This is a genomic window from Chryseobacterium sp. CH21, assembly GCF_004119445.1.
Classification (GTDB): Bacteria; Bacteroidota; Bacteroidia; order Flavobacteriales; family Weeksellaceae; genus Chryseobacterium.
Genome location: NZ_QICI01000045.1, coordinates 71,854 through 91,769, shown reverse-complemented (window position 1 = coordinate 91,769; position 19,916 = coordinate 71,854). Strand labels below are relative to the sequence as shown.

Genomic DNA, 19,916 nt, shown 5'->3' with positions numbered 1-19,916 from the left:
AATTTGTGTTTAAATAAAAACCTATCTTTAGGAAATATAAATAAAATATCCATGAGCTCAGTTTCACAACTTGCCAAAAGATTCAGAGAAGTTCTACTGGATGGTTTCTGGATCGCCAATACCAATTTTAAAGATCAGCTTTCAGGCATTACCTGGGAACAGGCGGTGACAAAAGTAGATACTTTGAATACCATTGCCATGCTCACTTTTCACATTGATTATTATATTGCAGGAATTGTCAATGTCTTTGAAGGTGGTGATCTTGAGATCAAAGACAAATTTAGCTTTGATCTTCCACCCGTTGAATCTCAGCAGCAATGGGAAGAGCTGTTGAATAAGCTCTGGACAGATTCTGAAAAGTTTGCCACATTACTGGAACAAATGCCCGATTCTAAACTTGATGAGGTTTTTGTTGATGAAAAGTACGGAACCTACCGAAGAAATATCGACGGAATGATTGAACACAGCTACTATCATCTTGGGCAGATTACTTTAATTAAAAAACTCTTAAAAAATCTATAAGAATATCCACAATCATCTGTGAAAATCTGTGCTATCTGTGGTTAAAAAAATCTTTACATTCATCTTCTCAAGAAATCTGCTCACACCATCTGTGGAAAAAGGAATTTAACAATCCAGATTAAAAGCTATCTAAAACCATAACAAACAGAATAAAACCTCAGAATAACTCCTATTTGAGGTTCTTGTTTAAATTACCTACCTTTAAAAAAAATAAAATTTTAAATGAGAAAATCGGCTGCAATCATTTTTGCGTTTATCATTTCACAATTTCAGGCTCAGCAAGGAGCTTATTATCAGCAGGCTGCGAAGTACAAGATGGATATTGATGTCAATGCTGAAAAATTTACCTATCAGGGAAAACAAACTTTAGAATACACCAACAATTCTCCGGATGAGCTGAATGTGGTTTATTTTCATTTATACTGGAATGCTTTCAAGCCTAATTCTATGATGGATCAGAGAGTGGCTTCCCAGGGAAAAAATGGTGATGGAAGACTGCAGAAAGATGGAGTTTCTAGATTAGCTTCCATTCCTAAAGATCAGGAAGGTGCTCAGAATATTCACTGGATTAAGCAAAACGGGAAAGACCTGAAGTTTGAAGTTCAGGAAACCATCATGAAAGTATATCTTGCAGAACCTATCAAACCAAATTCTACCACTACTTTTACGATGGATTGGGATTCTGTAATCCCTCAGCAGATCAGAAGAAGCGGGAGAAACAACAGGGAAGGAGTAGATATGACCATGACGCAATGGTATCCGAAAATTGCAGAGTACGATTATGACGGCTGGGCAACTTTCGATTATCTGGGAAGAGAATTTCATGCACCGTTCTCAGATTTTGATGTTACCATTAAAATCAACAAGGATTATGTAGTAGGAGCAGGAGGAATTCTGGAAAATCCTACAGAAGTAAAAGGCTACGATGCCAATGCTAAAATAAAAACAGATAAAGATAAAAAAGCGGCCTGGAGATGGACGGCAAAGAATATTCTTGATTTTGCATGGAGTGCAGACAGAGATTATTCTGTAGAAAGTTTCAATGTTCCGGAAGGGCCTAAAGTATATCTGGTTTATCAGAAAAATGATAAAACAAAAGCCTGGGGAGAATCACAACCTTATATCACCAAGTATTTCCAGATCATGAATGCTCATTTTGGAAAATATGTATATCCTACCTACGCATTTATCCAAGGAGGAGATGGCGGAATGGAGTACGGAATGTGTACTATGATTTTAGGAGAAGCTAAAAACGTTAAAGATTTAATGGGCTTAATGGCTCACGAAGGATCTCACTCATGGTATCAGCAGATGCTTGCTACGAATGAATCTGTACGCCCGTGGATGGACGAAGGTTTTACAAGCTATGCAGAAGGCTATACCATGTATCAATTATTTCCTGAAGATCTGCCAAATCCTTTTGTGGAAAGGCTTGATGCTTACAGAAACTTTACAAAAAAGGAATCGAAGAACCGGCTGTTTGGTTAGGAGATCACCATGATAACGGTACTTCTTACACTTATGCATCTTATGTAAAAGGTGAGTTATATCTGGTACAGCTTGGATACATTATGGGAGAGCAGAAACTAGCAGAAACCTTAAAACAATACTATGATCAATGGAGTATGAAGCACCCTTCAGATAGAGATTTCCTTCATATTGCTCAGAAAGTTTCCGGGATGGATCTGAAATGGTTTCATAATTATTGGATCAATACAACCAAAACTATCGATTATGGGATTAAGGATGTAAAATACGATGCAAAATCTACTACCATTACCTTAGTTAATAATGGGCTGGTTCCAATGCCAATTGATTTTGGGGTGATGACTACGGATAAGAAGATTATTACTTATCAGATTCCGATGAATATGACACATACATGGAAAGAAAAGGATATTTATGGCGATTTTAAAACAATGCCTTATTGGCCTTGGACACAGAAAGAATATACGCTTACAATTCCTTACACAAAATCTCAATTAACTGCTCTTGGAATTGATTTCAGCCAGAGAATTGCAGATGTGAATATGGAAAACAATTTTGTTGAAGTAAAATAATTATTATCACTTATTATAAATAGAAATCCACAGATAGGTCTGTGGATTTTTTTATTTTATTTCAAATTGCAGTACCATCCAGTGCTGTGGATGATTTTTGATAAGATCCTGCCTCAAGGCTTCATCCTTTGTGTTTAAGTAACTATAAACCTTTAAAGGAATAGAATCGGGATATTCTTTTAATCCATTGGCAATGGTAATTTTTGCTTCCTCCCTTTTTTGCCACTATCTAGGGCTTCCGCTTTAAAAATGTAAATAATTGCCGGGAGTTTTCCATATACTTCTTTTGTTTCGCTTTCCAGAAGATTCATGGTTTCAATCTGAAATACAGGATCTGAATTTTTTCCTTCCGCTACGGTTTGGCTGATATGCTGCTGATACATCAGAAGAAGATAAAGCAGGTGTATATTTTTGGTGTTAGGATCAGAAACTGCTTTTTGAATTCTGTGGGTAAGTTCGGGAGTCACTTCATCATTGTCAGCCTGAAGATTTTTTTGATAAAACTCATCCATGAGATCATAAACTACTTTATCATGAGAGTCAATTTTTGACTGACTTTTTATTTTTTGTAAAACGCTTGCCATTGAGGCATTGGACTGTGCAAAAATAGAGATACTAAGGCATAATAAAGTAACGAGGATCAGTTTTTTCATGAGATGTTTAGAATAATAGTATTGCGCAATTAAATATACTGATTTGTTCTCAGGAAAGAAAAAATAAGTGAGTCATTGCAATTTAGTTGGATAATGACAGGTTCTTTTTCTTAAAATTATTAAATTTATTGCCTCAAAATTAAGCAGAAATTTCAATTATATGTAAGGAATTTCTTCTGAAAAATATGTCAATGAATTCAATTGTAATAAACGTAGGAAACAGCAATATCAGATTTGGTCTTTTCAATGGTGATAATTGTGATATTTCGTGGGTGATCAATACAAAACCTTACAGAACAGCAGATGAACTTTATGTACAAATGCTGATGCTGTATCAAACCTATAAAATTGATCCCAAAGAAATTGATAAGGTCATCATTGGTTCTGTGGTACCTCAGCTTACCAAAGTAATGAGTTCCGGGATAAAAAAAATTCACGGGACGACTCCTGTAATTGTTGATAGATCAACTCCTTCCGGAGTTCAGGCAAAATCCAAACAGATGGGAACGGATATCTATGCAAACCTCGTGGCAGCACACAATTTGTATCCGAACAGAAAGAAGATTGTCATAGATTTCGGAACCGCTCTTACAGCAAGTTGTGTTGCAGAAACAGGAGAAACTTTAGGGGTAATCATTGCTCCGGGCATTGTTACCTCTCTGAATTCATTAATCAATCAAACGGCACAGCTTCCGGACATCGAACTGAAAAAGCCCAAAACTGTTTTGGGACTGGATACGGTAACGTGTATGCAAAGCGGAATGGTGTATGGTTTCCTTGGAATGGTAGAAGGTTTTGTAAGCCGTATCAATGAAGAGGTGAATGATGACTGCTTTGTGGTGGCAACGGGAGGTGTTTCCCATGTCTATAAACCTCTGACCGATAAAATTCATGTAATGGACAGGCTTCATACTTTGAAAGGTCTTTATTTCCTTGGAAAAGATTTATAAATTAAAATGATTAAAGTTGAGGTTGAGACCAGCGAATACTTTAGTTTTAACCCCAAGATTAACCTTACTATCATGGAAAAATTTCCCATTATACAAACCGAAAGGCTCACCCTTTCCCAACTGGAAGAAAAGGATATTCCTTTTATCACTGAATATCTTCAGCATAGGATTTTTTCTGATCTTACCTCTAATATTCCTTACCCATACGTGGAAGATGATGCCAGGTCATGGCTGAAAATGTCAAAAGAAGCTTTTGATAACCATACAGGATATACTTTTGCGATCAGGAATAAGGAAGGGCAGATCATAGGAGCAATCGGGCTGCATGACAGAGATGATGATAAAGCTGAGCTGGGATATTGGATTGGGATTCCTTACTGGAATAAAGGATTTGTAACCGAAGCAGCAAAAGCGATTGTAGATTTTGGATTAAAAAAACTGGCGTTCAATAAAATTTTTGCCACTCACTTTCTTCACAATCCGGCATCAGGAAGAATAATGGAAAAAATAGGAATGGAACAGGAAGCTGTATTAAAACAGGAAATGAAGAAAGACGGAGAATATTTTGATATTGTAAGATATTCCATTTTTAAGGACTGATTCATAAGGAATGTTGACCATTCCTGACTCTATAAAATAAAAGCGCAGAATATTTTCGAGTATTCTGCGCTTTTTTATATGATAATTAAAAGATTATCTTTTGCTTTTAAAAAAATCTTTAACAATTGAAGAGCACTCTGTTTCCATAATTCCGGTTATAATTTCGGTTTTTGGATGCAGAGAAAGATGTTTGTTGATAAACCCTCTTTGTTCGTCCCGTGCACCAATCACCACTTTTGAGATCTGAGACCAGGAAAGTGCACCTGAGCACATCACACAGGGCTCCATCGTTACATAAAGCGTACAGTCTTTTAAGTATTTACCCCCAAGGAAATTAGCGGCTGAGGTGATGGCCTGCATTTCAGCGTGAGCAGTCACATCGTTCAGTGTTTCGGTGAGATTATGGGCTCTTGCTATGATACGATTATTAGAAACGACAACACAGCCAATAGGAACCTCATCTTTTTCTAAAGCGGCTTCTGCTTCCTGCAGCGCCATTTTCATATAATATTCGTCAGTAAACATTTTAATCCGTCATCGTTAAAGTTAAGGGTAGCTTGAAGCTATAGCATATAGGATCTCCTTTTATCATGGCGGGAGAAAATTTTTCTGCCAATAAATAAAGGGCAATTTCTGCCTGACGGTTGAATGTGAAATTATCCCCTTGTGCATGAACGTTGCTCACAGTTCCGTCTTTTTGTACAATAAAAGCAACATCTGTTTTAACCATTTTTTCTTCAGAATATACACCGTCAATATACAGCAGGTTGGCTACTTCCTGTCGCAGAGAATTGATGCCACCAGGGTAATCTGCAGCTTTTTCTGCTGTTGAAATTTTTTGAGATAAGTTGATCTTAGGACTTTTGATGGTTTGAAGATCTTCCAGGTTTCTAACCTTTAATAAAGCTCCAATCAATGCATTGTTTTCAATACTATCCATTTTTTCATGAAAAAAGGAAATCTCCTTTTATTTCGATTTTCTTTACATTATTGGATTCTGCATCAAATTTTTTCTTGAACTCTTTATTCAGCATAGTTCTGTGTTGGTTGTAATAGTTTTTTATAATCCGGAATTCTTCTTTTTGCTGTGACAGTAAAAAGGAAGAAATAAAGCAGCCGATGCCAATGAATAAAGTTTTCAATAAGGGTATATTTATGTAAATATAACAAAAAATATGAAATTTAGTGCTTATGATCAGCTTTCAAGATAACGGTTCAAGGATTCCTGCAAATGATTGCGAATGTCATCAACTAAACCTTTCGGTTCCAGAACGGTAACTTCCTTTCCGAAAGAAAGAATTTCCTGCATAAAGTCATAGGTAGGATGGAGGAAGAACTCAAAAAAGATTTCTTCCGGAGTTTCCTTAGTTTCTTTCTGAGATTGATGAAGAGGGAAGCTTCTGATGTATTCTCCCTGATGACGGCTGCATTTTAATACAATATTCTGCGGTTTCTGCTCTGCCAGATTCATCACTCCGAATGCATTTTTGAAATGTTCTCTGAAGTTGTATTTATATTTTTCTCTGAACTGATTTTTTGCTACATCCAGATAGTTGATCCTGTCCAGCCCGAAAGATTTTAAAACTTTATCTTTTGTATCAATGGCGATCAGATACCATCTGTCTTTGGATTCTTTTAAGGCTAAAGGATGAACTTTTCTGGAGGTCATCAGTTTGTTTTTATAATTGTAATGCTCAAAGCTTACCACTCTTTTATTTCTGATTGCGAAAAACAGATCATAAAAATTCTCCACACCAGTAGGTTTACGGCTTTCGAAGAAGATAAAATCTGAAAAATCAGGATGGGTATTCATAGCATTACTCACCTGAAAAGATTCGAGTAATTTTTGGTTGTACTCATCCACTTCCATAATTGGGCGGCTCTCAATATAGTATCGGTTATCTCCTTTTTTCTTGTTGTGGATAGAAAGATTGAAGAGATCGGAAATTTCGCGGATATCCCTCTGCAGGGTACGGATAGAATAGCTTTTGATTCCTGCATCCTGGAATTCAAAAGAATTTAAAAGATAGTGCTCCAGCTGGGAATAAGTAGCTGGAGAACTTTCTAATTTTTTTATAATTAAGGCATATCTTGTCAGATAAAAATCTTTCTTCATTTCTCTTTTTTTATACTGCAGCAGAACTGCGATTCATGGTAAAGTTTTATAAGACAAATATATGCGGTTAATGCGACAAAACGTGTCGTGTTATATTTCTTTTTTTTAATATCTATTTTTGATCTTCAATAGTAACTACAGTAATATACAAAGGAAACCCTTCTTTGAAACTACTTTTTAGATGATTATAAAAAAGATGGAATTTAGGCTTTAAATTTTTTTGAAATCCTGTTCTTGGAAATCCGTATCATTAATACTATTGTAGTCAATATTATAATGCTTTAAATAATCAATAGCTTTTTCCTTATTTCCTTTTATAATTACTTTTCTCATTAAGAGGTTCATCTGTCTATCAACTTTTTCATAAATGGTAATTTCAAACTTATTTTTCTGATTACTAGAGGTAATTGATAAGGTGTTGTAATATAGTATGTTAATTATTTTGGGATTTGGATTGATATCAATATACTCATTAGAGATTACATGGGTCTTACATAAGAAACTTTTCGAAATCCATGTTTTATCATTATCACAACTGTTACTTAGTATAAAAGAGTTTAAATATGTATTAATATATTTAGTTCCAGAATTATCTTTTTGTGATTGTATCAATAATTTATTTGTGTCAATTTCTAAAAAACTCAAACAATTTTCGTTACCACCCTCATATTGATCAAATTTGAATTTTATATTATATTGATTAGGGAAATCTTCAATTTTTATTTTGTAGTTTTTATTTTCTTTATGCTGAGTTACAAATTTTAAAGGTAAAATATCTGAATGAATATATTCTTTGGGCTTATTATGATAATTGTCTATAGCTTCTTCGAAAGCATCATATAAGGAACCTTGGAAAATATGATTTACTTGTTTTTTAAAATCATATTGAATTATGTTCTGAGCAGAAAATTCTAATGGAATAAATATAAAAAGTATAAATTTAAATAGGGTTTTCATAATTTATTTAAATTTTTGGTAATTTCATTGGCGAAAATAGTCAAAATTTTATCACTAGAATTTTTAATTTCCGAATAATCACCACCATATTTTTTTCCATTGCTCTCATAATAAAATCTATTAAATGTCTACTATAATCCCATAAGTAACCCTGTTCTTGTGTGAAATCTATAAGACCAGACAGGTTTCTATCAGTATGTTGCTCAAATTTAAGTTCAGCAATTGTATTTACCCTTGAAGAGATGCTCTCTCTTATTTTATCCCATTGATATTTAATAAAAGATCTCCTATCAGCATCACCATTCTTAGGATAATCCATGATATTTCAAGGGTTTTCTGCTGAGGAAGTTTCAGATCTCCAATTTGTGGACTGCTTCCTAGAATATCAAAAGTATGCCTTACACCAAAACAATGCCCAATTTCATGCGCTAGAGTCATTGTTTTTCCAATAGCGTTATTAGGAATAATAATCTCTTTAGCATCAAGAAAAGGCATTGCTTCATCACGGGAAGTTGTAGCGGTAGAGGTTGTTGTTATCTTTGTTTCTATGTTATGACATATAAATGCAAAAAGATAATTTATTTTAAACTCATAATGTAAGTATCCATATAATCTATCTTTAATAAAATCATATCTTTTCATAACACTACCTCCTGAATTGAACGGTTTTGTAATATCCAGATCATCTAAGACTCCTTTTATCGAGGATGATGGATCAATTAGTTTTCTTGTAGCAGTTCCATCATTTACATCTGGATTTTTCAATTCGGTTTCAGTATTTATTATAATTTCATTAATTATCTCTTCATAGAATCTGGAAGTTATTATTCTTAGAGCTTTGTTTATATCATTAAGTTCATATGGCTTTCCAGCTCCTTTATTTGTCAAAATATTTGAAATTGGCTGCCCATCATATTTTCCATCCACAAGTTCTTGATCAGTGGCTTTAATAAACATTGTTTTATTTGTTCCTCCAGAAATTAATTTGACAGAAGATTGATTTAAAGCTTTAAGATTTAAATTATTTATCATTGTTGTACAATTGAAGGGAGCTGTCGGAGTAGTAGTATTATAAAAAACATCAATAAAGAAAGGTTTTGCTTTTAATAATTTTTTCTACACAGCTTTTTTTTAAACTTAAACTATATTTTGATTTTCCCATAAAAAATGCCCTAAAAAGTGTCTAACTTTTTGGGGCATGTCCAATTGCTATGGCTTATTTATTATTGATCAAAATATTCTTTCCCTTTTTTATCTACCCATCCTTTTTTGCCTGCTGGAGTTTCAAACCTGGCAAAAGCTCCAATATAAGGTTCAAGTTTTTTATATCTTGGATCAGCGCCTATATTAGGATAGAAGGTAGATAATCCATCTTTTTCCAGATATAAATAATTTTGATAAGGAATAATCCTTTTATAATGAAATGGAATAATTTCTTTTTGTTCTTTGAAGTCCCAAACACCATATCTGTTTTTTAGTTTTGAAATAATGTATGATATCTTTAATGGAGAAAACAGCCTCTCCTCACTATCTCCGTAATCTATAATTTTTTCATTAGATGTACTTTTTCTTTTCAAAGTATATTCAATTTCTAAACTCTTTTTATTATTTAGGAACTTTGGATCTTGTCCATAAGCTGGATATTTAATATTTATAAGTTCATTTTCTGGATCTACAAAAATATTAAATGATTTTCCTGGATTTCATTTTTTTCAATTGTATAAATTTGATAACCATTGTTTTTGTCTTCTTTATATGATTTATCTGATTCTTTTTGTGGGTATAATTGAGAAATATTGGTTATTAATCCATCCTGTGTATAAGTAACCAAAGTTCCATTCTTCAAAATAATTTGTAAAATATCTGGATTTTCAGAATACCTATAGGTTAAAATCTCTTTATCTTTATAGAGTATGGATAGTTTTTGATTATAAATGGTCGTTTCTTCAGCTTTGTGTGTTATAATCAAAATATCAGTAGTTATCTGATCATAAATGGCAGGTAACAATATACTTGTTTGATCTTTCAATCCAAATTTACCATTTTCTTCAAATTTTGCCGGTAATTCTTGTGCAGAAAATAAATTTACTAAAAATATAAGTAAGAAAATAATATGTTTCATTATTTATAATTTTATCTGACTAATATAATCATAATCGACAGACTTTTCTGCCATTTTTGCCATTGCCACTGATAAAAAGATTTATACTCAAACTTATTGTTTCTTGGTGCTGCTTCATTTCCATCTGCTCTCCATATTGGGAATAGTCTAGGAAGTTTTCTAAAGTTTCAGTTTAGGGAAGAACAATTTCTATTTGTTTTTCTTGCCGAGATTTGTTTGCTTGTAAGGCTGTAATCTCGTTTCTACGTGTTTGAATAATTGAATTAAATGTAAGATTGCTTGTTCTCTGCCAATCAAATTGTTTTTCTAAAATAAACAACCGTAAAGCATCTTAACTTTACGGTTGGCATTTTTATGGAATCCGATTATTTATTTTATTTCATAAACGATCATTTTTCCGTATTCCTGATCATCTCTATCATTATATGATTCGTTGAATATAAAAAGTTCAGGTATTTTGTCATTATTAATATCCATACTGTTAAAAGTAATCCAATCTGTAGACTCATAATGACGGATAGGTAATTTTATTTCGCTATATCCTTGTTTTGATAAAAAATAATCTTCACCTTTTTTCCTAATTTGATAATCTTTTGTATCCCAGTTGATTGTTTTGTTAGAATACTTTTTAAAGTTCAAATTCATCAATTCTGACTGGAACTTAAATGTTTTAAACATTTTTGTTGATCCATTTCCTTTAATTAAAGGAAGAATATCTTTGTTATTCTTGAGTAAAATCCCATTTTTCCAAGTTTTAAGATTATTATCATCAATATATATACAAAATAAACTGTCATTCGTATATACTTTTGCATTGTCACCATAAGTTTGTTCTGTGAAAATTTCATTAATTTTCAACCGATTAGGTGTTTCTGAAACCTTTCCTTTTTGGCATGAAGAAAGTGCAAAAAAGAAAATAATAAATAAAATCCAATTTTTAGATTTCAGTGGGGAAGACTTTTTTGATACCACCGTACTCATTAAGTTCAACTTCATAGGTGTGAATTTTTTTCTTACCGGGGTTATTGGGATCCGGAAGTTCAACTTTGTGGCAAGGTGTACCATCTGGGAGATAATGCGGGATTGGTATAATTTCATGTGGTGTAGGTAATTTATTAAGATTTAAACTAAAATATTTTTCAATACGATCTGTATCGTAAATATAAGAAGTATGTTCAAAATCAAATAATCTTTTAACATATATCTTATCTACTTTTTTTGTTTTCTGAAGCCAATAATACTGCCTCGCTGTATACCAAGGTTTGGAATATTTACCTTCATTAATGTTCATATCCATTGTATTCCCCTGACCATGCCAATTATTATATCTTGAAATAGGTTTTGCAGTAAAAATTTTGGTCATCATGAATTCAATACAGCCATTGAGATCACTCCCGTTTTGTTTATCATTGTATTTTGATAAATAGTCCCCATTATCAACATAATCTCTCACTTTTAGACTACTGTTCCATCTATTTGGGAAACTTCCAACTTCGTCACCATATTTATTTATAGACTTACCTTTTGTTAAATAATAATAATGACACTTATACATATAATTAGTACTTCTTCCAGAATAAGCGGAAGATCTGTTCATTATCACTTCAAAATTTTTATTGTTTTGTACTAAATTCAAATATATGTAAGCGATATCCCAAAGTGCTTTTCTTCCATTACTTGTTTCAACCAATACTGCAGACATAAAAATTGCTTTTTGCTCGTCGCTTAAATAGGTGAAAGGCTTTCTAACGGTTGAAATTAAGGACTGGTTCTCGATTTGTGGGTTATCAGAAATATTCACTTCAAAAATATTGCTATATTTTGCTCCCCTATTTGGTCCACTTACTCCGAGATAACATAAAATGGAGTTGATATCTTGATTTTTAATGACTTTGTTTTGGGCTAACTGATTAAAGGGTATATTAATGATAAAATTACTTGATTTTATTTCATAATACCTGTCGATTATTACTTTATCACTCCCTACATTCTTTTGATTTGATTTGGTTTCAAATACAACAACTCTAATAGATTCTGATAATTTGGGATTATAATTAGTGGATATTTCTACTTGTATATAATCATTGAAGTTTTTAGGATAATGCAAAATTTGAATAGTTAAATAAGGTGTTTCTCCTCCATTGTTTAATCCCAAAGCTTTTATTTTAGAGGTTCCAAGTGCTTTTATTGTGCTCATTTTTCTATTTTTAAATGTTATGAGAAATAAAATGGCGGTTAATCCGCCATTTTGTTAAATAAATATTAGCCTAAAGTACTGGTGTCTTTTTCTCCATGCTGTAATTGTGCTTGTTCATCTAATGTGAAACTTGTTTCAAACTCCAATTCTAAAGGATTCTCACAATTTTTAGGATCATTTTCCGGGAAAATCGGTAATGGCTGATTCACCGGAAGTCCCGTAGACTTATCCTGAAGGATGGTAAGGGTAGTAGGAATTCTGGTAATCCAGTATTTACCCTGAGGTTCACCTGTTGGCTGTCTCATTTCGTCCACGATACTCATATACATTGGATCTCCGATTACTGGAACGGATCCGCCATTCCAGATTATTCCTGTTTCAAGGAAGAACTGAACGGCTGCTTCGAAACCTGGTTTTACAGTAACGATAATTCTTGCCATCCCTGCCTGTAAGAAGCTTCTGAATAAAGGATCCATACTTTCACTTATGTAGAACTCCTGCCAGCTCTTACGGTTAGCCCAATAGTATGGGTAGAAAGTGTAATCCATAATTTCCCATTCAAATGCCTGTTCCATAAACTTGGCAAGGGCTGTATATCTGTCCAGATTTTCATTCAGATATACCTGGAAATTATCCATGGTTGTTTTATCATCAGCACCGTTGGTTGTTTCCTGACCTAGTGTATAAAGGTAGTCCTGTAACAAATAAGCGATACAGTTGTGCTTTAAGACATCGTGCTCCATATAACGGTAGAAAGTATCCTGTCTTTCTTTAAGCTGTGCTTCTTTTTCTTTTTGCTCTGCATCCAATCTTGCCTGATCTTCCTGGAATTTTGTATAAGCAGCTTCATAGGCTTTAATAATTTCGTTGAAGCTATCTGTTTTCCATTTGCTGATAAACGCATCGCTCAGTTCGCAATTTACGACTACTTTGATGGTATAGCTTCTTACGTTGTGTCCTTTCACCTGGAAAGTTATATTACCTGTAATATTGAAACCAGATGATCCATCATCAAAGTTAAGATCTCCACCACGTTCAGAACGGCCAATCATATCTCCTTTTAAGTTAGAGAACATTACTTCAGAATAACGTGATCCTGACCATCCGCCACCTCTGTTTCTTGTTGATCTGCAGGCGAAGCTTGCATTTTTTCCGGCATAATTGTCCGGGATGGTAAATTGGGTATGATCAATTCCAAAATCGTCATTTGTTTGAGGAACGCTGGAAGCTGTATGAATAACTTGTTTGGTTGCTTCCGGGAAAGCTTCTAAAGTTACTCCATATTCCTGAGCCCAATGCTGAATCTGTACAATAGTTGCAGATTTTGGATCTGCCATTAACCATGGTTCCGGTGCTTTTCTAGGATCTACAGGAGCTTTAAGTACCTGAGCTTTGGCAACAGTAAGAGCTAAACGGTGTAATCTTGAAGGTTCAGGAACCATAAATTCAAACATGGTACGTTTACCATAGTTGTAAATCTGGTTTTTCATTTTCTTGTCAATCCATCTGTAAACTCCTGTAATATGCTTAGGTTGTGCCGCTTCAGGGTTATCTGTATTGGTTACTTTTCCTCTGTTATCATATTCATGAACATTGGTTTCTGTATATTCTTTGATGATTTTCTGTACTCTTTCTTCTGAAATTTTAGTAAGAACTCTTTCCATTGCTCTTTCCGTGATTTCCTGAGATTTCATTACGGCCTGTCTTGTACTGTCGTGTTGTGCTGAGTTATTGGCGTAGTCTGCTCCAATTTCAAACTTCATTGCACTGTCATTTCCATAGCTGAATCTTGTGTAGGCAGAAATACTTTGTTGCTTCTCAATTTCTTTAGCAACTTCAGTTTGCATATCTGTTCTGGAGGTTTTGGAAGTGTCTGACATCTTCTCAATTTCCTGGGACTTAGATGTAGTATCTGTAACTTCAGAATATTCTCTGGAAACCGAAGATTTGTGTCTTAATTCACTTGCCATAACGTTCTCAATATTGGAAACCTCTCCTGGAACGTAAGCATGAACACTTTGTACTACTTTCATATAATCGGCTACTCCAAGTCTTTTGATCCCGAAATTTTTACGTTTTTGGATGGTACCTGGCTCAGGCGTACCTGGGTTTTCAACTGCTGCACGTTTCAATGTAAGCATTCCTGTAAGGTTCAGGTCTTCTTTTGGATATTGTGTAGCAATCTCTCCATAGGCAATGCTTCCGTTATCAAAAATGATTTCTATTCTAAAGCTAAAGCTGCCTCTGAATCTATCTACCAAAGCTGCAGGTAAAGTAATCTTATTATCTACTACAGAAATGTTGCTGTAGTTTTCTTCGAAAGTTCCGGCTGCGTCTGTTGTAGCAGTAATTTTAGCATTGGCAACACTCCATGAAACATCTTCAACCTCAAAAGAAAAGTTAATAAATCCTCTGCTTCCGGATACTCTATAAGAACTGTGTGCATATAAGCTGTATGCCATTGGTGTTCTGGCCGTATTTTGAATAAGAGGGATTGAAGCTCCTCCGATATTCGCATACTGTTGCTCCGGAAGAGGGCTGTTTTGAAGAGCCATTTCCATAGAAGAAGAAATATTACTTTTTACAACAAGTAAAGCATCCATATAGCTTTCTATCTCGTCATTAAGAGTAATGGTCTGAGCTCCCATTCTCAAAGTGTTATCTGAAAGGATCTGAAGGTTTTCTGTTTCTTCTGCCAGAGAAGCCAGTCCCGTTGTGGACTCTCCGAAAAGTTCAACAAAAAGGTCGAAAGATTCCGGAGAAAGTTTTGCCTGCAAATCTTCTAAATTGATTTCATTTTTGTACGTAAATACAAACGGAGCAACTTCATATTCCTTCAAAGTGCTATAAAGACGTTCTTTTTCTTCTTCAGACATCTCCGGAGTGATTTTGCTGTCTACTTCGGCCAGTTTTCTGTCGTAAAGTTCCAAACGTTCTCTATTTTCTTCCATATATTTGGCATAGTCTTCCTCATAAGCTTGATGACGGGATTTATGGAATTTTTTCTGAAGTTTTTCCAGCTCTGAATTCAGCTTGCTCAAAGATTCTTTTCTGTGGATAGCTTTGCTGGATACAAAAGAAGCTCTTGCTTCTGCTTCTAATCTTTGGATTGTTCTTGCACCCAAAGCTGGTTCCGAACCTTCAGCAGCTCTTGCAGAAACTGAAGACGCCTGTTCAATATCTTCTGAAAATAGAATGGTTGGTAAAATAATTTTCCCATCCAATGCTTTTTCTAATGGTTTTTCTCCATTAATCTTGATGATTTCCTGATCCGTAAGGTCCTGATTGCTGGCAAAACCTAGCTGAATAGCCATTAGAACGTGGCTGATTGCTTCTTTAATATAGAAATCTCCCTGGGTAACAATTTGATGAATATAATTATTCCAAAGCTGGGAAAATATAGCAATTCCTTCTGTATTTAGCTGTCTGTTTGTGTTAATAAGACTTTTGTAATAGTCTGTAACGAGAGCCCAGTCGGCACTCTCTAGTGTTTCTTTTTTAGAAAGCTTTCTTCCAATCACCAGAAGATCTTTAAATGCTCCTTCTTCGATTTTCTTTTCGCTTTCGAACCCTGCATTGTTAAACTCACCCGCAACTCTTTTCATTGCTGCAAATTTTAACGTTTTTGCAGGTCTTCCTGCGACTGCCGTATCAAAAATGCCGGTTACTCCCTTAGGTCTGTGGATAAATCCTAAGTTTTTGTCTTTAGTTTCTGTTAATTGTGGGTTTCTCAGACTTACAAATCTGAAAAGTGATTGCGATGCGTTATTGGTTGTATTCATAGGGTTTGTTTCTTTATAATTAATAATTCCTTCTCCTACTAAGGATTTTCCGACCGTAAATGCGGATTTTGCTGTTGATGTATTGTTCGTTGACATTGTGTGCTTATTTTTTGGTGTATTCAAGGGTTAGAGTAAAGGAATTGATAAGAGAATAATCATAGTCTGGAACATTCAAGAGTTCAATAATTGCTCTTTCTCTTTCGATCGTGATGTAGGCTTTTGTTCGCCATTGATTGCCTGCAAACACGGCTTTAAGGTCATGCCATTCTGTAAACATTTCGTTGGAGATGATGGTTTCAAGATCTGGGAATTCAACCTTAAAATCAATTTCACCTGTTCTTGGAATTTGATCCAGATATAAGGTTTTTTTGTAGACAGGCTTGCCATTGATCCACTTTCCACCCGTTAACTCTTCTTTGGTGCTGTAAGAGTGCTGTTTATCTGCATATTGCTTTTGGATGTAATCATTCTCCTGAGCATTGTCTCCAAAATAAGTTGTAGAACTTAATCCTCTGGGATTTGATACCTGATGTTCTACCATAACAGGTTCATCAGAATTACTACTTACCATAATTCCTTTTCCTTGGGAATGATTAGTAAAGTTCATTAAAGAAGCTCCATTAGTGCTTAAGCTAAGCTTTGAACCATATGCTGTAGCCAATATTCCATATTCTTGGCTGACGTCTAAATTTGATTGTACAGAATTATCTACACTGCCTGATGTAATCAAAACACCACTTGGAAAGAAACCTATCTGGTTTTTAATTCCGTCCTGAGTATTTATTTTATATAGAAGGGATTCAATTTCCGGAGCTTCGGCATTCTCAAATTGGATATGACCGGAAACGGGATTGTTCACTTCTGTTCCTGTGAGAGGGATAGAGTTCTGGAAGTCAGAAAGATTTTTATATCCAAATACATTATTAGTATTTAGAACAGCTACTTTTGTATAAGTGTTATCTGCCAGAGGTGTTCTTTTTGCAGAAACTACAGCATCAAAATCTAATGTTCTTGCAGCAAAGTCTCCACCAATTAAAGGGGTTACAAAATCATGGCGTCTTGCTGCCGGATTGGATTCAATAACCAGTTTATTGAATGTGGAACCTCCTAATGGAGCATTACAACCAATAACAACATTATTATCTCCCCAGACACCCATGGCATGAGTAGTAGAGGCAGCATTATATCCAACAAACGTATTGGAGCCCCATGCACCGGATCCTGTTGCTTTACCATGAATATTTCCGGCAAAAGCACCTAAAAAGTATTTTGAGTTCCATTAGTTAAAGAATAAGCGGCTCCAATACCAAGAGCAGTGTTATTTGTTCCGGTAATATTTTTGTTTCCTGCCTCATCTCCGATATAAGTATTTCCGGTTCCGGTTGTTGTTTCAGTTCCTGCTTGTGTTCCGAAGAAAGAATTGAAATTACCGGTTGTTAGCTTAGTTCCGCTTGAAACACCAGTGGCTGTATTCCATCTTCCTGTGGTGAGTTCATTTAAAGCATAAGAACCGAGTGCTACGTTATTTGAACCTGTGGTTAATTTTGATAACGTATTATAGCCAATTCCTAATCCATAAGCACCTGTATGATCCGTATTCAAATTTCCAAACCAAAAGGAATAAGTGGTAGGATTGAAATTTATTTCACCCGCTCTGCCTTGACTTGGTTGAAAAATAATTGGCTTGGTTGTTCCGTTACCTCTGTCAATGACATTTTGTAAATTATCATTCCCGCTAAATGTTGGTTTATCAGAAAGATCATTATAACTGCCTGTAAGTGCTACTTTTTTCAAAACTACCTTATCCTGGCCTTCCTGAGCCAATGTTACACTTCCATCAGCATTACTGGTTGGAATAATACTGAATTCTGAAAGGTTAATATGAAAGGCAGATCCGTCGCTTTGGGTAATGGTGATGATATTTTGAGCGGCATCATATTCAGCGCTATCAATATGGATATTATTGGTAACTAAAGTACTTAAATCTACAGATTTACTTTGCTGTACACCATTCTCACCTGTATAAAATACAGTTAAGATATTTCCATTCAATTGGGGAGCCTGGATTGATGTAGGAGTTTCTATTTTGTTTTTCCAAAGCTGAACATCCTGCGGACTCAAGTTGGACGCATTTACCTCTGCTTTTTTAGAAAAATCGTAATCTATCTTTTCTAAAGGAAGTTTTTCATCCTTATGCCAGTAGGATTCCTGCCACTCCCAGAATTCTTCTTGAATGGGAATATCTCCGTTTTCGAAATATTTTTTTAATTCTTGTTTTGTTTTCATTTTGTTAAAAATTTTAATTGATAAGTTGTCCTCCAGTTACTGTAACTTCAGGATCAAAAGAATACATATGGTACTTAGTATTTGCGCCTAATACAACCTCTGTCAGTTTGTTGTTTGAAAATGCTCCCGACTCAATATTGAGAACACTGTTGGGAATATGTACAGAAGTAATAAGATTATTTCCGAATGCATAACTCTTGATTTCGGTAACACTTTCAGGTATGATTACAGCTGTAAGTTTATTAGAGCCGAATACAGATTGCTCAAGGGTTTTAAGGGTTTTAGGGAGCGATAAATTTGAAATTTCATTACTTGAAAATGCACCCTCACCAACCTCAGATAGGTTTTCGGGAAGCTGAAGTGAGCTTAATTTATTGGATGAAAATGCATAGCTCTGAATTTCAGTGACGCTATCTGGGATATCTACAGCAGTAATTTTATTAGAACTGAATGCAGATTTTTCAATAACTTTAAGATTTTTTGGGAGTGACAAATCCGAAATTTCATTACCTGCAAATGCAGCGTAACCAATTACGGATAGATTTTCAGGAAGTTGTAGTGTGCTTAGTTTATTACTTGCAAATGCAAAACTCAGAATTTCCGTAACACTATCAGGGATCGTAATAGATTTGATTTGTGAACCTGAAAATGCATTCTCTCCAATGCTTACGATGCCTTGAGGTATTTGTGTCTCGGTGATCATTACACCCATTGTAAAGTTTTTTGGGATTCTTAAAGTTCCGGGAGATATGATTAATTTTCTTTTGGTGAAAAAATCTATTGAGGCATTTTTGTCAGCATCCATTTCTGCATACAGGATATTGAATGTACCATTTTCAAGTCCGGAAACTTTTTGTATATCAATTTTCTCATCTTTATGCCAGTATGAGTTCTGCCATTCCCAAAAGTCTTCCTGTTTTGGGATATCTCCATTTTCAAAATAGAGCTTTAATTCTTCTTTTGTTTTCATGTTATTAATTGTTAGATGTCTGTATAGTATGAGATTGTTGCTGTTGCTGGAATACCTGCATTACTGATATCTAAACCTTGTTTCACAGAAACTTTCTTTAAGGAAGGAATATTAAATGCGTTTTGCCCTACGGATTTAACTGATTTAGGAATATATAATTCAGTAAGAGCTGTACTTCCGGAAAGTTGGAAGGCACTACTATCAATAGTTTCTATCCCATTTTCCAGAATTAATTCCGAAATATTGGCATATCCACTTAAAAAAGCACTTGCCTCAATTGTTTTGCAGGTTCCAGGGATTTTTAAAGAGCCTTTTAAAAACTGATAAGCAAAAGCAAAAGATTTCAATTTTTCTAGTGTTTTAGGAAATTGAACCTCTATAATCGTGTTTTTTGCTGCTCCACTATATATAAATCCGCCCACTGTTTTTATCCCTTCCGGAATAATCATTCTTCTTCCTAAACCTATAATTTCCGTATTGTCTGTGGGGGAAAGTAAAAACTCTTCATAAGCCGGTTGGTCAATGGAAGTACTTTGTAACTTTTCACTCTTATGCCAGTAAGAGTTCTGCCATTCCCAAAAGTCTTCCTGCTTTGGGATATCTCCATTTTCGAAATAGAGTTTGAGTTCTTCTTTTGTTTTCATAAAACTTTGTGTGATTTGTTGGTTAATAAATTGATTGTTGTATCCTCTATTGTAGTG

18 protein-coding genes and 1 pseudogene are annotated in these 19,916 nt (G+C 34.6%); 4 read left to right on the top strand and 15 right to left on the bottom strand.

All coding sequences use genetic code 11. The features are described 5' to 3' along the window. The first annotated feature begins 51 nt into the window (after positions 1-51). Positions 52-522, top strand: coding sequence for a DinB family protein (locus tag BOQ62_RS08775; protein ID WP_129038735.1), 471 nt, complete (start codon positions 52-54; stop codon positions 520-522). Positions 523-744: 222 nt separating this feature from the next. Next, positions 745-2,582, top strand: a pseudogene (locus BOQ62_RS08770) (M1 family metallopeptidase). Positions 2,583-2,761: 179 nt separating this feature from the next. Here the strand turns inward: BOQ62_RS08770 and BOQ62_RS08765 are convergent. Then, positions 2,762-3,235, bottom strand: coding sequence for a hypothetical protein (locus BOQ62_RS08765; RefSeq protein WP_129038733.1), 474 nt, complete (start codon positions 3,233-3,235; stop codon positions 2,762-2,764). 191 nt (positions 3,236-3,426) lie between these two features. Between BOQ62_RS08765 and BOQ62_RS08760 the strand changes: the two genes are divergently transcribed. Further along, positions 3,427-4,185 carry a type III pantothenate kinase gene (locus BOQ62_RS08760; RefSeq protein ID WP_129038731.1) on the top strand — a complete coding sequence of 253 codons (759 nt, stop codon included), beginning with the start codon at positions 3,427-3,429 and terminating at the stop codon, positions 4,183-4,185. Between the two features lie 72 nt (positions 4,186-4,257). Continuing rightward, the gene (locus BOQ62_RS08755) at positions 4,258-4,785 is read left to right on the top strand and encodes a GNAT family N-acetyltransferase (protein WP_129038729.1); all 528 of its coding nucleotides are present in this window, start codon (positions 4,258-4,260) and stop codon (positions 4,783-4,785) included. 93 nt (positions 4,786-4,878) lie between these two features. On the opposite strand, the gene BOQ62_RS08750 is transcribed toward BOQ62_RS08755, so the two are convergent. The 14 genes from BOQ62_RS08750 to BOQ62_RS08685 form a co-directional block, all read right to left on the bottom strand. Continuing rightward, positions 4,879-5,310, bottom strand: coding sequence for a nucleoside deaminase (locus BOQ62_RS08750; protein ID WP_129038727.1), 432 nt, complete (start codon positions 5,308-5,310; stop codon positions 4,879-4,881). A 1-nt stretch (position 5,311) separates the two neighbouring features. Next, a complete protein-coding gene (locus BOQ62_RS08745) occupies positions 5,312-5,725 on the bottom strand; it encodes a hypothetical protein (RefSeq protein WP_228413851.1) in 414 nt (137 codons plus the stop codon). Between the two features lie 255 nt (positions 5,726-5,980). Further along, positions 5,981-6,901, bottom strand: a complete 921-nt coding sequence (locus BOQ62_RS08740) for a helix-turn-helix transcriptional regulator (protein ID WP_105700475.1) — start codon at positions 6,899-6,901, stop codon at positions 5,981-5,983. A 210-nt stretch (positions 6,902-7,111) separates the two neighbouring features. Next, positions 7,112-7,858: a hypothetical protein gene (locus tag BOQ62_RS08735; RefSeq protein ID WP_129038726.1), complete on the bottom strand. Its 747-nt coding sequence runs from the start codon at positions 7,856-7,858 to the stop codon at positions 7,112-7,114. Between the two features lie 252 nt (positions 7,859-8,110). After that, positions 8,111-8,890, bottom strand: a complete 780-nt coding sequence (locus BOQ62_RS08730) for a hypothetical protein (RefSeq protein ID WP_129038724.1) — start codon at positions 8,888-8,890, stop codon at positions 8,111-8,113. A 191-nt stretch (positions 8,891-9,081) separates the two neighbouring features. Continuing rightward, positions 9,082-9,435, bottom strand: a complete 354-nt coding sequence (locus tag BOQ62_RS08725; RefSeq protein ID WP_129038722.1) for a hypothetical protein — start codon at positions 9,433-9,435, stop codon at positions 9,082-9,084. Between the two features lie 95 nt (positions 9,436-9,530). Continuing rightward, positions 9,531-9,980 (bottom strand): hypothetical protein, encoded by a 450-nt coding sequence (locus tag BOQ62_RS08720; protein ID WP_129038720.1) that lies wholly within the window; start codon positions 9,978-9,980, stop codon positions 9,531-9,533. 369 nt (positions 9,981-10,349) lie between these two features. Then, complete coding sequence (locus tag BOQ62_RS08715) at positions 10,350-10,976, bottom strand: hypothetical protein (protein ID WP_129038718.1); 627 nt, start codon at positions 10,974-10,976, stop codon at positions 10,350-10,352. Next, positions 10,918-12,177: a hypothetical protein gene (locus BOQ62_RS08710; protein ID WP_129038716.1), complete on the bottom strand. Its 1,260-nt coding sequence runs from the start codon at positions 12,175-12,177 to the stop codon at positions 10,918-10,920. Before BOQ62_RS08710 ends, BOQ62_RS08715 begins: the two co-directional genes overlap by 59 nt. Positions 12,178-12,242: 65 nt before the next feature. After that, positions 12,243-16,055, bottom strand: coding sequence for a hypothetical protein (locus tag BOQ62_RS23065; protein ID WP_228413849.1), 3,813 nt, complete (start codon positions 16,053-16,055; stop codon positions 12,243-12,245). A gap of 7 nt (positions 16,056-16,062) precedes the next feature. After that, the gene (locus tag BOQ62_RS08700) at positions 16,063-17,118 is read right to left on the bottom strand and encodes a hypothetical protein (RefSeq protein WP_129038714.1); all 1,056 of its coding nucleotides are present in this window, start codon (positions 17,116-17,118) and stop codon (positions 16,063-16,065) included. Between the two features lie 98 nt (positions 17,119-17,216). Then, positions 17,217-18,245 carry a hypothetical protein gene (locus BOQ62_RS08695; protein WP_129038713.1) on the bottom strand — a complete coding sequence of 343 codons (1,029 nt, stop codon included), beginning with the start codon at positions 18,243-18,245 and terminating at the stop codon, positions 17,217-17,219. 13 nt (positions 18,246-18,258) lie between these two features. Beyond that, positions 18,259-19,215, bottom strand: a complete 957-nt coding sequence (locus BOQ62_RS08690) for a leucine-rich repeat domain-containing protein (protein WP_129038775.1) — start codon at positions 19,213-19,215, stop codon at positions 18,259-18,261. Between the two features lie 11 nt (positions 19,216-19,226). Beyond that, positions 19,227-19,859 (bottom strand): leucine-rich repeat domain-containing protein, encoded by a 633-nt coding sequence (locus tag BOQ62_RS08685; RefSeq protein ID WP_129038773.1) that lies wholly within the window; start codon positions 19,857-19,859, stop codon positions 19,227-19,229. Between the last annotated feature and the right edge of the window lie 57 nt (positions 19,860-19,916).

What these genes read in the sequence shown, in the direction of transcription:
- BOQ62_RS08745 (WP_228413851.1), bottom strand. Translation starts at nt 5,725, where the DNA reads ATGGATAGTATTGAAAACAATGCATTGATTGGAGCTTTATTAAAGGTT.
- BOQ62_RS08760 (WP_129038731.1), top strand. Translation starts at nt 3,427, where the DNA reads ATGAATTCAATTGTAATAAACGTAGGAAACAGCAATATCAGATTTGGT.
- BOQ62_RS08755 (WP_129038729.1), top strand. Translation starts at nt 4,258, where the DNA reads ATGGAAAAATTTCCCATTATACAAACCGAAAGGCTCACCCTTTCCCAA.
- BOQ62_RS08730 (WP_129038724.1), bottom strand. Translation starts at nt 8,890, where the DNA reads ATGATAAATAATTTAAATCTTAAAGCTTTAAATCAATCTTCTGTCAAA.
- BOQ62_RS08685 (WP_129038773.1), bottom strand. Translation starts at nt 19,859, where the DNA reads ATGAAAACAAAAGAAGAACTCAAACTCTATTTCGAAAATGGAGATATC.
- BOQ62_RS08715 (WP_129038718.1), bottom strand. Translation starts at nt 10,976, where the DNA reads ATGAAGTTGAACTTAATGAGTACGGTGGTATCAAAAAAGTCTTCCCCA.
- BOQ62_RS23065 (WP_228413849.1), bottom strand. Translation starts at nt 16,055, where the DNA reads ATGTCAACGAACAATACATCAACAGCAAAATCCGCATTTACGGTCGGA.
- BOQ62_RS08735 (WP_129038726.1), bottom strand. Translation starts at nt 7,858, where the DNA reads ATGAAAACCCTATTTAAATTTATACTTTTTATATTTATTCCATTAGAA.
- BOQ62_RS08740 (WP_105700475.1), bottom strand. Translation starts at nt 6,901, where the DNA reads ATGAAGAAAGATTTTTATCTGACAAGATATGCCTTAATTATAAAAAAA.
- BOQ62_RS08750 (WP_129038727.1), bottom strand. Translation starts at nt 5,310, where the DNA reads ATGTTTACTGACGAATATTATATGAAAATGGCGCTGCAGGAAGCAGAA.
- BOQ62_RS08700 (WP_129038714.1), bottom strand. Translation starts at nt 17,118, where the DNA reads ATGGGTGTCTGGGGAGATAATAATGTTGTTATTGGTTGTAATGCTCCA.
- BOQ62_RS08690 (WP_129038775.1), bottom strand. Translation starts at nt 19,215, where the DNA reads ATGAAAACAAAAGAAGAATTAAAGCTCTATTTTGAAAATGGAGATATC.
- BOQ62_RS08720 (WP_129038720.1), bottom strand. Translation starts at nt 9,980, where the DNA reads ATGAAACATATTATTTTCTTACTTATATTTTTAGTAAATTTATTTTCT.
- BOQ62_RS08695 (WP_129038713.1), bottom strand. Translation starts at nt 18,245, where the DNA reads ATGAAAACAAAACAAGAATTAAAAAAATATTTCGAAAACGGAGATATT.
- BOQ62_RS08765 (WP_129038733.1), bottom strand. Translation starts at nt 3,235, where the DNA reads ATGAAAAAACTGATCCTCGTTACTTTATTATGCCTTAGTATCTCTATT.
- BOQ62_RS08775 (WP_129038735.1), top strand. Translation starts at nt 52, where the DNA reads ATGAGCTCAGTTTCACAACTTGCCAAAAGATTCAGAGAAGTTCTACTG.
- BOQ62_RS08710 (WP_129038716.1), bottom strand. Translation starts at nt 12,177, where the DNA reads ATGAGCACAATAAAAGCACTTGGAACCTCTAAAATAAAAGCTTTGGGA.